Source organism: Tardiphaga alba (assembly GCF_018279705.1).
Classification (GTDB): Bacteria; Pseudomonadota; Alphaproteobacteria; order Rhizobiales; family Xanthobacteraceae; genus Tardiphaga; species Tardiphaga alba.
This window is the reverse complement of the sequence record NZ_CP036498.1, coordinates 4413224-4425913: the sequence shown is the minus strand read 5'-3', so window position 1 is coordinate 4425913 and position 12690 is coordinate 4413224. Positions and strand designations below refer to the sequence as shown.

10 protein-coding genes are annotated in these 12690 nt (G+C 62.9%); 4 read left to right on the top strand and 6 right to left on the bottom strand.

Annotated features, from left to right (window positions below):
* Positions 1-4: 4 nt before the first annotated feature.
* Genes RPMA_RS21150 through RPMA_RS21135 form a run of 4 tightly spaced genes read right to left on the bottom strand, consistent with a single transcriptional unit; the run spans position 5 to position 4534 of the window.
* The gene (locus tag RPMA_RS21150; protein ID WP_211909625.1) at positions 5-790 is read right to left on the bottom strand and encodes an IclR family transcriptional regulator; all 786 of its coding nucleotides are present in this window, start codon (positions 788-790) and stop codon (positions 5-7) included.
* 26 nt (positions 791-816) lie between these two features.
* Positions 817-1584, bottom strand: coding sequence for an SDR family NAD(P)-dependent oxidoreductase (locus RPMA_RS21145; RefSeq protein WP_211909624.1), 768 nt, complete (start codon positions 1582-1584; stop codon positions 817-819).
* Between the two features lies 1 nt (position 1585).
* The gene (locus tag RPMA_RS21140) at positions 1586-3310 is read right to left on the bottom strand and encodes an FAD-dependent oxidoreductase (RefSeq protein ID WP_211909623.1); all 1725 of its coding nucleotides are present in this window, start codon (positions 3308-3310) and stop codon (positions 1586-1588) included.
* A gap of 15 nt (positions 3311-3325) precedes the next feature.
* Positions 3326-4534 carry an ABC transporter substrate-binding protein gene (locus RPMA_RS21135; protein WP_211909622.1) on the bottom strand — a complete coding sequence of 403 codons (1209 nt, stop codon included), beginning with the start codon at positions 4532-4534 and terminating at the stop codon, positions 3326-3328.
* A gap of 194 nt (positions 4535-4728) precedes the next feature.
* Here RPMA_RS21135 and RPMA_RS21130 point away from each other — a divergent pair, with 194 nt between their 5' ends.
* From RPMA_RS21130 to RPMA_RS21120, 3 genes are all read left to right on the top strand, one after another.
* Positions 4729-5568 (top strand): aldo/keto reductase, encoded by an 840-nt coding sequence (locus tag RPMA_RS21130; RefSeq protein WP_211909621.1) that lies wholly within the window; start codon positions 4729-4731, stop codon positions 5566-5568.
* A gap of 169 nt (positions 5569-5737) precedes the next feature.
* Complete coding sequence (locus RPMA_RS21125; protein WP_249225327.1) at positions 5738-6700, top strand: DMT family transporter; 963 nt, start codon at positions 5738-5740, stop codon at positions 6698-6700.
* A 215-nt stretch (positions 6701-6915) separates the two neighbouring features.
* A complete protein-coding gene (locus RPMA_RS21120) occupies positions 6916-9333 on the top strand; it encodes a bifunctional diguanylate cyclase/phosphodiesterase (protein WP_211909620.1) in 2418 nt (805 codons plus the stop codon).
* A gap of 14 nt (positions 9334-9347) precedes the next feature.
* Here the strand turns inward: RPMA_RS21120 and RPMA_RS21115 are convergent, their stop codons facing one another.
* Positions 9348-9809, bottom strand: coding sequence for an Lrp/AsnC family transcriptional regulator (locus tag RPMA_RS21115; RefSeq protein WP_211909619.1), 462 nt, complete (start codon positions 9807-9809; stop codon positions 9348-9350).
* A gap of 152 nt (positions 9810-9961) precedes the next feature.
* On the opposite strand from RPMA_RS21115, the gene RPMA_RS21110 reads away from it, so the two are divergent.
* The gene (locus RPMA_RS21110; protein ID WP_211909618.1) at positions 9962-12328 is read left to right on the top strand and encodes a transketolase; all 2367 of its coding nucleotides are present in this window, start codon (positions 9962-9964) and stop codon (positions 12326-12328) included.
* A gap of 111 nt (positions 12329-12439) precedes the next feature.
* Here RPMA_RS21110 and RPMA_RS21105 read toward each other — a convergent pair whose 3' ends face one another.
* On the bottom strand, positions 12440-12676 hold the full coding sequence (locus RPMA_RS21105; protein WP_068735543.1) for an Lrp/AsnC ligand binding domain-containing protein: 237 nt from the start codon (positions 12674-12676) through the stop codon (positions 12440-12442).
* Positions 12677-12690: the final 14 nt, after the last annotated feature.

The following is a 12690-nucleotide window of genomic DNA, read 5'->3' as shown; positions in this document are numbered from 1 at the left end:
TTACTTAATCCTTCACTCCATGCCCCAGCCGTCGTGAAATCGCGTGCGTGCAGTCGAGCAGCGCTTTGGCGATCGGGCTGCTCCAGTTGACGTCGAAGGTGCCGACGGCGCCCATGGCGGTGATGGAGAGGACGACGGCGCCGCTGTGGTCGAACACTGGTGCAGAGAATGCGTTGACGCCGCGCAGAGGCTCGGCGACGGCGCGCGCGAGGCCGCGGTGGCGGACATCGGCGAGGACCTTGTCCACGGCGGGGCCCTTGGTCTCGCGCTGCGGATCATAGCCGATGGAAAGGCGATCGAGGCCTTCGTCGATGGCTGCGTTGATGGTGGCCGGCGGCAGGAAGGCAGCGAAGATGCGGCCGGTCGCGGTCTCCAGTAGCGACATGGTGGAGCCCACGCGCATGGCGATGTGAACGGGATGGCTTGGTTCTTCCAGGCGCACCACGGTGGGGCCATGGGTGCCCCAGATCGCGAGCGACACCGCATGGTCGATCTGCGCGGCGAGCGCGGTGATCGCCGGTGTCGCGACGCGCACGGCGGACAGCCGCCGCAGCGTGACGATGCCGAGCTCGAGCGCCAGCGCGCCGAATTCATAGCGGCCGGTGGACGGATCCTGCTCGACCAGGCCAATGCGCGAAAAACTGACGAGATAGGGATGTGCCTTGGCCGGGGCCATGCCGGCCTCGCGCGCGAGATCGCGCAGCATCATCGGTTCACCATTGCGCGCCAGCGCTTGCAGCAATTCTCCGCCGACCTCGATCGACTGAATGCCGCGACTCTCTTTAGCCATGCTTGCCCCAAATCAGAGCGCGAACATTACACGGCGAGGAAGCCGCCATCCACAGGCAAGGTCGCGCCGTTCACATAGGAGGCCATGTCGGAGGCGAGGAACACCACGGGGCCGACGAGTTCTGCGGGCTGGCCGACGCGGCCAAGTGGCGTGCGGCCGAGAAAGCCCGCGAGACGGGCGGGATCGTTGCGCGTGCCTTCGGTCATGGCAGTCTCGATCACGCCGGGGGCCAGCGCATTGACGCGTATGCCGTCTTTCGCGAGTTCGCGTGCCAGAGCCTGCGTCAGCAGCTTGACGCCGCCTTTGGAGGGCGAATAGCCGAGCGTATCGGCAACGCCGACAAAGGAAGCAATGGAGCCGAGATTGATCACGCTGCCGCGACGTGCGCGCAGCGACGGCAGGAACGCGTGGGTGACGTTAAAGACGCCATTGAGATTGACGTCGAGCACGCGGCGCCAGTTTTCTGCCGCACGCTCGGAATCGATGCCCTCGCGGATGATGATGCCGGCATTGTTGATGAGAATGGAGATGTCGCCGGCTTCACCACGGATCGTCTCCGCAAGTTTGCGGCAGGCGATGACATCGGTGACATCAAGGCGGTGATGCCATGCGCGCGGACCCGTGGCTTCGATGGCGCGTGCGGTGTCCGTCGCTGCTTTCTCGTCGATATCGGTCACAACGACGTCGGCGCCGTGGGCGGCAAGCCCGAGTGCGATGGCGCGGCCATTGCCGTTGCCGGCGCCGGTGACGAGCGCCAGCTGGCCAATCAGCAGATCGGGGGCGAACACGGTCATGTCAGGCCGCCACCGGTTTGCCGGCGAGATGCCGGCCGGCGATATAGCCGAAGGTGAGCGCGGGGCCGAGGGTGATGCCGGCGCCGGGATAATTGCCGCCCATGATGCTCGCCATGTCGTTGCCGGCGGCATAGAGGCCGGTGATCACCTCGCCATTGCTGTCCAGCGCGCGTGCATGCGCGTCGGTCTTGATGCCGGCATAGGTGCCGAGATCGCCGATGACCATCTTGATGGCATAGAACGGCCCGGTCTCGATGGGGGCCACGCAGGGATTGGGGCCATGCTGTGCATCGCCCTGATAACGGTTATAGGCGCGCGAGCCCTTGCCGAAGGCGGGATCGTGGCCGTTGACGGCACCGGCATTGAATTGCGCAACGGTCGTTGCGAAGGCACCCACATCGAAGCCGGCATTGTTTGCGAGTTCGTCCAGCGTCGCACCTTTGATGAGATAGCCGGAGTTCAGATAATGGCCGATCGGCATGGGGAACGGCGGCACGGCGCCGAGACCGTATTGGCGCAGTGCGCGATGATCGCAGACGAGCCAGGCGGCCATCTCGTCGCCGGGCTTTGTCGCGCGCATCATTTCCTGAACGAAGGCGTGATAGGAGTTGCCTTCATTGGCGAAGCGCGTGCCGTCGCGCAGCACGGCGATGACGCCGGGCTTCGCGCGATCGATGAAATGCGGCATCACGCCTTTGCTGCCATCCTTGCGATGGGTAACCGAGACCGGCACCCAGGCGGCGGCGTTCGGCAGTGAATCCTCGACGCGGCCGCCGGCGGATTCGGCGAGGCGCAGTCCGTCGCCGGTATTGCCGGTGGGGCCGGGTGAATAATGCTCGCGGCCAGTGGGCGCATGCGGGAACATCGCCTTGCGGCGTTCGACATCATGCGGGAAGCCACCACAGGCCAGCACGACGCCGCGGCGCGCGATGACGCGCACGCGCTTGCCGCCGCGCTCGATGATGGCGCCGCGGACATGGCCGTTCTCGACGATCAGTTCGCGCACCGGCGACGACAGCCAGAGCGGGATCTTGAGATCGAAAGCGGACTTTGCGAGGCGGCCGGCCAGCGCGTTGCCGTTGGTGAGGGTCATGCCGCGGCCATGGCTCAGCACATCCTTCAGATGCTTCGACAGCCGTTTGGCCACATAGATCGCGGAGGTCAGCGATTTGGTCGCGCGCATGAAATGGATGATGTCCTTGCCGGAGCCGAGCATGATGCCGAACACCGTGAGTTCGGGCAGCGGCGCGCCGATATCGTTGATGTTGTCACCGAGTTCGCGGCCATCGAACGGGCGCGCAACCATGGAACGGCCGCCCTGGGTGCCGCCCGGCGCTTCGGCATCGTAATCCGGGAAGGTCAGCGGCATGTCGAAGCGCACCGCCGTCTGGGTGGTGAAGAAGTCGATCGCTTCGGGGCCTGCGGTGAGGAAGGCATCGACGCGCGCTGCGTCAAAGCTGTTGCCGGCTTCGTGGCGCAGATAGGTGCGGGCCTGATCGGGGCTTTCATGAATGCCCCAGGCTTTCGCGAGCGAAGTGCCGGGCACCCACAGCCAGCCGCCAGAGCGGGCCGTGGTGCCGCCGAAGCGCGGCTCCTTCTCGACGATCACCACATCGAGCCCGCCATGTTTGGCAGTGATCGCCGCCGACATGCCGGAACAGCCGGAGCCAGCGACCAGCACGTCGCACTCATAGACATCAAACACGGTTGCTGGATCGCTGGCCATGGGCGTCTCACTTCTTCAGCAGGGGCACTTGGATTCCGAGACGGGGCGATAGGCGTCTTCGCCTTTCACCGTCTTGACTATGTCGAGATAGTCCCACGGCTCCTTGGACTCCGAGGGCTTCTTGACCTTGGCGAGATACATGTCGCGGATGACGCGGCCGTCCTCGCGCAGCTTGCCGCCATGCACGAAAGTGTCCTCGATGGGCAGTTCGCGCATCTTCGCCATGACCTTGGCGTGATCGTCGGTGCCGGCTTCCTTGATCGCCTTTAGATAATGCAGCACCGCGCCATAGACGCCCGTCTGGATCATGGTCGGCATGACATTGGTCTTGGCGAAGAATTTCTTCGACCAGGCGCGGGTCTTGTCGTTCATGTTCCAGTAGGAGGCGGTGGTGAGATAGGTGCCCTGTGCAGCCTCAAGACCGATGGCGTGCACGTCGGTATCGAACATCAGGAGGCCGACGAGTTTCTGTCCGCCTTTGACGAGGCCGAATTCGCCGGATTGCTTGATGGAATTGTCGGTGTCCTGGCCGGCATTGGCGAAGGCGACGACATTCGCCTTGGAGTTCTGCGCCTGCAGGGCGAAGGACGAGAAGTCCGCAGTGTTGGTGGGATGACGCACGCCGCCGACCACGGTGCCGCCGCTCGCCTTGATGAAGCGCGTGGCGTCGTTTTCGAGCTGGCTGCCGAAGGCATAGTCGGCCGTGATGAAGTACCAGGACTTGCCGCCTTCGGCGATCACGGCCGAGGCCGTCACCTTCGACAGCGCATAGGTGTCGTAGGCGAACTGCACGGTGTTGGGGCTGCACAGCTCATCGGTGAGGGCGCTGGAGCCGGGGCCGGACAAAAGCGCGATCCTGTTGCGCTCGCGGGCGAGATTGTGGACCGCGATGGCGATGGCGGAGTTCGGGATATCGACGACGGCGTCGACCTTGCCATTGTCGAACCAGTTGCGCGCGACTTGCACGCCGACATCGGACTTCATCTGGTGATCGGCGCTGATGATCTCGATGGGCTTGCCGAGCACGGTCTTGCCGAATTCCTCCACCGCCATTCGGGCGGCTTCGACGGAGCCCGGGCCGCTATTGTCGCGGCCCCAGCTCGACAGGTCGGTCAGCACGCCGATGCGTACGACATCGTCGGAAACCTGCGCGAGGGATGGTGTGGACATCATGGTGGTCGAAAGCGCGAGCGCAGCGGCCCACGCCAGCACGTGGCGCGTCATGTGTTTCTCTCCCGAAAGGCCCGTATGCCGGGTCCGTTTTGCTTGGTGGTCTGTTTTTCAAAAGATTAGATATTGGCGAATTAATATGTCAATGGCGAATTTGACTTTTCGCAACGCGGCGCGCGGTGTCGCAGACTCCGCGACGCTGATGCGCTATCGTCCACTTCCGTGCATGCGGGGGAGTGGAGGCGATCATGAGGCTACATCCATTCGGAGCCAGTGGGCACGACGTATCCGCGATCGGGCAGGGCACCTGGTATATCGATAACGGCGACCGCACCGCCGCCGTGAAGGCCCTGCAGGCCGGGCTCGATGCCGGCATGAGCCATATCGACACCGCGGAAATGTATGGCGAGGCCGAGCCGGTGGTTGCCGAAGCCATCGCCGGCCGCCGCGACGAGGTGTTCCTCGTGTCCAAAGTCCTGCCGAGCAATGCCTCGCGTAAAGGCACCATCATTGCCTGCGAGCGCTCGCTGAAGCGGCTCAATACCGATCGGCTCGATTGCTATCTGCTGCACTGGCGCGGGCAGGTTCCGCTTTCTGAAACGGTGGCGGCCTTCGAGGAGTTGAAGGCGGCCGGCAAGATCGCATCATGGGGCGTCAGCAATTTCGACGCCGACGATCTCAATGAACTGTCACGCGTCGCCGGTAAGGGAGCCATTGCTTGTAACCAGGTGCTCTATCACTTGCAGGAACGCGCCATCGAACATCGCGTCATCCCATGGTGCGAGCGTCATGGCGTGGCCGTCGTCGCCTATTCGCCGTTCGGGCACAATGATTTCCCCTCGGCGCGCTCACCCGGTGGTGTGCTGCTGGCCCGGATCGCGGCAAGCCACGGCGCCAGCCCGCGTCAAGTCGCGCTGGCTTTCCTGACGCGGCGTCCCGCGATTTTTGCCATTCCAAAAGGATCCTCCGCCGCCCATGCCGCCGATAACGCCGCGGCGGGGGATCTCGTGCTCAGCGAGGCCGAGATGGGAGAAATCGATAAGGCGTTCCCGCGCGGGCGCGAGCCGTCGAGCCTGCCGATGCTGTGACGGAGATCGCGTGCTGCGGTGCATGATTGCGCGCGACTGAACGCGCAGTGTCGTCTGCTGCATATCGCAATCCTGTTATCGGAGGTTGTCGCGGAGGCGTGAACCGCGTTTGGTAGGAGCCAGATTCGGCCCGCACATTTCGCCGGGCCCAGCCAACCGGTCTCCATCCGTGACAACCCACGTTCCGCCGCCGAAGGTCAGTGCGCGTGTGCCATCCGCGCAGACATCGCGCCATTCCGACAAGCCTCTGTTCGGCCTCTTGCTGATCATCTGCTCGACGGCTTTTCTCGCGTCGTCCGACGTCATGGCGAAATATCTGGCGCGCGGCGGCATGCCGCCGGTGGAGATCGCCTGGATCCGCTTCACCGTCTTCGTGCTGATCATGGTGCCGATGGTGCTGGTGCCGTCGGGCGGTAAGGCGCTGCACTCCAGCCGGCCGCTGCTGCAGGTTTTCCGCGGCCTCGGGCTGCTCGGCTCGTCGATCTTCTTCATCGTCGGCCTCAGCTTTTTGCCGATCGCCGAAGCGACGGCGACGGGTTTCATCTCTCCGCTGTTCGTCACCGGCCTGTCGGTGATCTTTCTCGGCGAGAAGGTCGGCTTGCGGCGCTGGAGTGCGACGCTCGTCGGGCTGATCGGCGTGTTGATCATCGTGCGGCCGGGCACGTCGGCATTTCAGCCGGCGGCGATCTTTCCGATCGTGTCGGCGCTCTGCTGGGCCTGCGCGCTCGTGCTGACACGCAAGATCAGCGGCGCGGATCGTCCCATCACCACGATGGCCTATGCCGCGGTGGTTGGCTTTCTCGTGCTCAGTGTGTTCGTGCCGTTCTACTGGACGACGCCGACACCGACGCAACTGGCGATCGGCATCGCCATCGGTGTGTCCTCCACCGTCGGCCACTGGATCGTGGTGCTCGCCTTCCGCTATGCCGACGCATCGGTGCTGGCACCTTTCTCCTATGTGCAATTGATGTGGGTGACGCTGCTCGGCTTCTTCGTGTTTTCCGAAATTCCGGATGCATGGACATTCACGGGCGCTGCGATCATCATCGCGTCAGGCGTTTACACGGCGCATCGCGAGCGGGTGCGTCGCGCGAAAATTGCGGTTCCGGCAGAGCCCTATCCAACTTCGTGATGGGTTCATAACTGCGACGCAATTGCGCGGTTGGTAGTCACATCTGCACTGTCGGCATCATCATGCGCTTTGCGTAGATGATGATACTCAGATTCAATTGGTTTCATTTCAGCTTAAGAATAAAGCGTGTTCCGCGCACGTTTGCCGCGAGTTTTAAGCAATACGAACGCGAGACGCGTTATGATCTAATAGCCTTCAAAAGCGTTGGTATCGTTATGCTGAGAGTTTGGAATTGCATCGAGACGCAGCATGACTGGCGGCAGATTCTGCTGGCGGCGGCGGTGTGCTTTCTCACCAGCCTCGCAGCAGTCAATCTGTTCACGCGTGCACGCACTGCGTCGCCCGATACACGTCTTGCATGGTTAGTCACCGCAGGCGTCGTCACCGGATTCGGCACGTGGGCGACGCATTTCATCGCGATGCTCGCTTACACACCGGGCTTCGATCTCCATTATGATCTGATCATCACCGCATGTTCGCTTGTCGCTGCGGCCGTGATGACGACGGCTGGATTTGCTATCGCGCTGTTTCGCCGGAGCCGGCAGAATGCGCTGATGGGTGGCGCGGTGATCGGGCTCGGGATCGCCTGCATGCATTATATGGGGATGGCATCGCTGCGCATTCCCGCCATCATCGAATGGCTGCCCGATCTCGTCACTGCCTCGATCATCGGCGGTATGGTGCTCGGTGCGTTCGCGATCCTGGTCGCGCAGGCCGCCGACAGGCCAGCCAAACTGCTCGGTGCCGCGCTGCTTCTGACGCTGGCGATCTGCGTGCATCACTTCGTCGCCATGGGCGCGATCAACCTCACTTACAAGGCGGCGATCGACGGTAATGAAAGCCTGCTGTCACCGATTGAACTGTCGCTGGCGATCGCGGCCTTCACCGTCACCGTGGTGATCGCAGGCCTCGTCGTCGCCGTATCGGACCAGCGCAGCCGCCGCAGCATGTCACGGCGCAACCTGCAGCTCGATGCCGCGCTCAACAATATGGGGCAGGGACTGTGCATGTATGACGCGCAGGGCCGGCTCGAACTCTGGAATGACAGCTATGTCCGCATGTATCGGATCCCGTCGGAGAAGATGACGATCGGTGCGACCATGGATGAGGTGGTCGCATTGCGCGCCGAGGCCGGCATGTTGTTCGTCGATCAGGAGCGCTACGATGCGCAGCTGAAAGCGGCCGTCGCCGAGCGCCGCCCGTCGAGCCAGACCGCCGACCTGCCTGACGGCCGCAGTGTCAATGTGCGCTATCGGCCGATGGATAATGGCGGCTGGGTCGTGACCCATGCCGACATCACCGAGCGCAAGCTCACCGAAGCCCGCATGGTGCATCTGGCGCGCCATGACCCGATCACCGATCTGCCGAACCGCGTGGCGTTCAACGAATATCTCACGCGCGTGTTTAGCGAGGCATCGGCGGGCAATGGCAGTTTCGCGGTGGTGCGGATCGATATCGACCGCTTCCGCGAGATCAATGACGTGTTTGGGCAGGCCACCGGCGATGCCGTGCTGGCCGAGCTCGCCAAGCGCCTGTCCATCGCCAGCAATGGCGCCTTTTTGGCGCGGCCGAGCGGCGACGTGTTTTCCATCGTGACGCATCTCGGCGCCGAGCCACAGACCGTAGATGATCTGTGCGCACGGTTATCGGCGGTGCTCGACAACATGCTGCAGATCGAGCGCCAAAGTATCCGCGTCCGCTGCAGCATCGGCATTTCCGTTTATCCGCAGGACGGCAACGATATCGAGAGCCTGATCGCTCATGCCGATCTCGCGCTGGATCGCGCCAAGCAGGAAGAGCGCGGCACCATCCGCTTCTTCGAGGCGGCGATGGATCACCAGATCCGCGAGAAGCGCATGTTGCAGCGTGATCTCGTGGTGGCCATCGAGAACAGGCAATTCGAGTTGTATTATCAGCCGCAGGCGGCTGCGGATGGCACGATCGTCGCCTTCGAGGTGCTGCTGCGCTGGCGTCACCCGGAGCGCAATATCATCTCGCCGGCGGTGTTCATTCCGCTGGCCGAGGAAACCGGCCTGATCAGCGCCATCGACGAATGGGTGGTGCGCGAGGCGTGCCGCGAGGCGGCGACCTGGGCGAACAAGCTGTCCATCGCCATCAATCTGTCGCCGGTGGATTTTAGGCGCGGCGATGTTCCCCGCATGCTGGCCGATGTGCTCGCAGAGACCCGGCTAGAGCCGGAACGCGTCGAGATCGAGATCACCGAGGGTGTACTGATCGATGATTTCGCCGGCGCCATCGCGATCCTGCGCGACATCAAGGCGCTCGGTGTCCGCGTGGCCATGGATGATTTCGGCACCGGCTATTCGAGCCTCAGCTATCTGCAGGCCTTCCCGTTCGACAAGATCAAGATCGACCAGACCTTTGTGATGAAGCTGGAAACCAACCCGCAATCCGCAGCGATCGTGCATGCCATCATCGGTCTCGGACGCTCACTGAAACTGCCTGTCATCGCCGAGGGCGTGGAGACCATGGCGCAGCAGGCCTTCCTCGCCAGCGAGGGCTGCGCGGAGCTGCAGGGCTTCCTGATCGGGCGGCCATACCCGATCGCGCATTATCGCAACATCGTCACCAAGGGAGCGGGTGGCGCGATCGCGGTGAAGCGGGCAAGTTAATTCGCCGGCGGACGTTACACCGGCAATGCGATTGAGTACTTCACCTGGCTGAGCGCAAAGCTCGACTCGATGGATGCGATGCCGTCGAGGCGGGTCAGCTTGTTCTTCAGGAAGGCCTCATAGGAAGCGAGATCGGCGGCGACGACGCGCAGCAGATAGTCGCGATTGCCGGTCATCAGATAGCATTCCAGCACCTCTTCCCATTTCGAGATCGCCTTGGCAAAACGGTTGAGGTCTTCCTCCTTCTGCCGCACCAGCTTGATCGAGATGAAGACGCTGACGGGAAGGCCGACGGCCTTCTGATCCACCAGCGCCATATAGCCTGAAATCACGCCACGCTGCTCGAGCAGCTTCACCCGGCGGTGGCACGGCGAGATCGACAGTCCCACTTTTTCCGCCAGCTCCTGCATGGTGAGGCGGCTGTCGATCTGCAGCGCGGCCAGAATCTTGCGGTCGATGGCATCCAGGGTCTGCATTGGAATAAATCCGCCGAACAGAAGCTTTGGCGACGTGTTTATCCCAATATTACGACCATTGTCGTCATAAATTGAGAAAACACGGAAATCGCGGCTGGTACAATGGCGGCAATTGATGAACCGGATCAGCCGGCCACAGACGGGAGCCCACCATGCCGATCGATGACAGCCGCCTGCAGATGCTCACGGCGCTGGCGAAGAAGGCGCTCTGGCTCTCGTCATGGACCATCCACAACGCAAATCACATCCGCCCGAATGTCGATGGCCTGAAGGTCGGCGGCCATCAGGCATCGAGCGCCTCGCTCGCGACCATCATGTCGGCGCTGTATTTTTCGGTGCTGAAGCCGGAGGATCGCGTGGCGGTGAAGCCGCATGCATCGCCGATCTTCCACGCCATCCAGTATCTGTTCGGCAACCAGACCCGCGAGAAGCTGGAGAATTTTCGCGGCTACAAGGGTGCGCAAAGCTATCCGTCGCGCACCAAGGACGTCGACGATGTCGATTTCTCCACCGGCTCAGTCGGCCTCGGCGTCGCGCAGACGCTGTTCTCTTCGCTGGTGCAGGACTATGTGTCCGCGCATGGGATGATCGGCGATCGTCGCGAAGGCCGCATGATCGCGCTGGTCGGCGATGCCGAGATGGACGAGGGCAATATTTTCGAGGCGCTGGTCGAAGGCTGGAAGCACGGCTTGCGCAATTGCTGGTGGATCATCGACTACAACCGTCAGAGCCTCGACGCCGTGGTGCGCGAAGGCTTGTGGGAAAAGTTCGAGTCCATGTTTCGCAATTTCGGCTGGGACGTGGTGATCGTGAAGTATGGCCGCCTGATGGATGCAGCCTTCGCCGAGCCGGGCGGTGCGGCGCTGAAGGACTGGATCGACAACTGTCCGAACCAGCGCTACGCGGCGCTGTGTTTCCAGGGCGGTGCCGCTTTCCGCAAGCGGCTGCATGACGAGATCGGCGACCAGGGCGATGTCACTGCGCTGATCGACCGGCGCAGCGATGATGAATTGCTGGCGCTGATGTCCAATCTCGGCGGCCACGACATGAGCAGCATGCTGGAGGCATTCGAGACCATCGATCACGATCGTCCGGTCTGCTTCATCGCCTATACGATCAAGGGCGTCGGCCTGCCGTTCCAGGGCCACAAGGATAATCATGCCGGCCTGATGACGCCCACGCAGATGGAGAAGTGGCGCGCGGAGCAGAACATCCGGCCGGGCCGTGAATGGGACAAGTTCGAAGGCCTCGCGCAGGACAGCGCGGCGCTTGAATCCTTTTTAAAGCAGGTGCCATTCGTTCAGCAGGGACGCCGTCGCCTCGATGCGCCCGTTATCGACGTGCCCGAGGCGCTGTCGTTCAAGCTGGCTCCGGACATGTCCACGCAGCAGGGCTTTGGACTGATCCTCAACGAGCTTGCGCGCGGCGAGACGGAGCTGGCGTCGCGCATCGTCACCGCTTCGCCCGACGTGACGGTTTCCACCAATCTCGGTGCCTGGGTCAACCGGCGCGGACTGTTCGCGAAGGCGGAGAATGCCGACCTGTTCCGGCAGGAGAAGATCCCCTCGACCTTTGCGTGGGACTACTCGCCGAAGGGCCAGCACATGGAGCTGGGGATCGCCGAGATGAATCTCTTCATCATGATGTCGGCGCTCGGCCTCTCGCACACCATCAACGGCGCGCGGCTGCTGCCGGTGGCGACGCTCTATGATCCCTTCATCGAGCGTGGCCTCGATGCGCTGAACTATGCCTGCTATCAGGATGCGCGCTTCATGGTGGCGGCAACGCCGTCAGGCATCACGCTGGCCCCCGAAGGCGGCGCGCATCAGTCGATCGCGACGCCGCTGATCGGCATGGCGCAGGACGGGCTGGCATCGTTCGAGCCGGCTTTTGTGGACGAACTCGCCGTGATCATGCGCTGGGGTTTCGCGCATATGCAGCGTGAGGCGGGCGAGGGCGGTTCGGTCTATCTGCGGCTATCGACGCGGAGCATCGAACAACCGAAGCGCCTGATGACGCCGGAGTTGCAGCAGCATATCGCTGATGGCGCCTACTGGCTGCGCAAGCCCGGCGACAATTGCGATCTGGTGATTGCCTATACCGGCGCGCTGGCACCGGAGGCGATCGAGGCGACAGGGCTGCTCGGCGAAAGCCACCGCGACATCGGCCTGCTGGCCATCACCTCGGCCGATCGTCTCCATGCGGGCTGGACCGCCGCGCGAAAAGCCCGGCGCGAGCGGCGCATGCCGCCGCATCTGAGCCATATCGAGAAACTGCTGAAGCCGCTGCCGCGCGACTGCGGGATCGTCACGGTGCTCGACGGCCATCCGGCCACGCTGGGCTGGATCGGTGCCGTGCACGGCCATCGCATGGAATCGCTCGGGGTCGAGCATTTCGGCCAGACCGGGACTATCGCCGATCTCTATCGCCATCACGGCATCGACGCGAATGCGATCATCGATGCTGCGGAAAGCCTGAGCCCGGGAGCGCCGGTGCGGCACCGGAAGATGGCGGTGTGAACTCGGATCTGTAGGGTGGGCAAAGCGTAGCGTGCCCACCATCACCAGCTGTGCACGTGAAGGTGGGCACGGCGCTGCGCGCCTTTGCCCACCCTACATGCGATGTAGCGCTTAAAACGCCTTGAAGGTGATGATCGTGTGGGTGTCCTGGATGCCTGGGATCGTCTGCACCTTCTCGTTCACGAAGTGTCCGATGTCAGTGGCGTTATCGACGTAGAATTTCACCAGCAGATCGTAATGACCGGCGGTGGAGTAGATCTCCGAGGCGATTTCGGCTTCGGCCAGCGCATTGGCGACGGCGTAGGACTGGCCAAGCTTGCACTTGAACTGGACAAAGAAGGGGACCATCGGGATTCTCCGGA

Bases quoted from the DNA above. Each gene is read 5' to 3' on its own strand.
- RPMA_RS21110 (WP_211909618.1), top strand. From the start codon at position 9,962: ATGCCGATCGATGACAGCCGCCTGCAGATGCTCACGGCGCTGGCGAAG.
- RPMA_RS21140 (WP_211909623.1), bottom strand. From the start codon at position 3,310: ATGGCCAGCGATCCAGCAACCGTGTTTGATGTCTATGAGTGCGACGTG.
- RPMA_RS21105 (WP_068735543.1), bottom strand. From the start codon at position 12,676: ATGGTCCCCTTCTTTGTCCAGTTCAAGTGCAAGCTTGGCCAGTCCTAC.
- RPMA_RS21120 (WP_211909620.1), top strand. From the start codon at position 6,916: ATGCTGAGAGTTTGGAATTGCATCGAGACGCAGCATGACTGGCGGCAG.
- RPMA_RS21150 (WP_211909625.1), bottom strand. From the start codon at position 790: ATGGCTAAAGAGAGTCGCGGCATTCAGTCGATCGAGGTCGGCGGAGAA.
- RPMA_RS21135 (WP_211909622.1), bottom strand. From the start codon at position 4,534: ATGACGCGCCACGTGCTGGCGTGGGCCGCTGCGCTCGCGCTTTCGACC.
- RPMA_RS21130 (WP_211909621.1), top strand. From the start codon at position 4,729: ATGAGGCTACATCCATTCGGAGCCAGTGGGCACGACGTATCCGCGATC.
- RPMA_RS21115 (WP_211909619.1), bottom strand. From the start codon at position 9,809: ATGCAGACCCTGGATGCCATCGACCGCAAGATTCTGGCCGCGCTGCAG.
- RPMA_RS21145 (WP_211909624.1), bottom strand. From the start codon at position 1,584: ATGACCGTGTTCGCCCCCGATCTGCTGATTGGCCAGCTGGCGCTCGTC.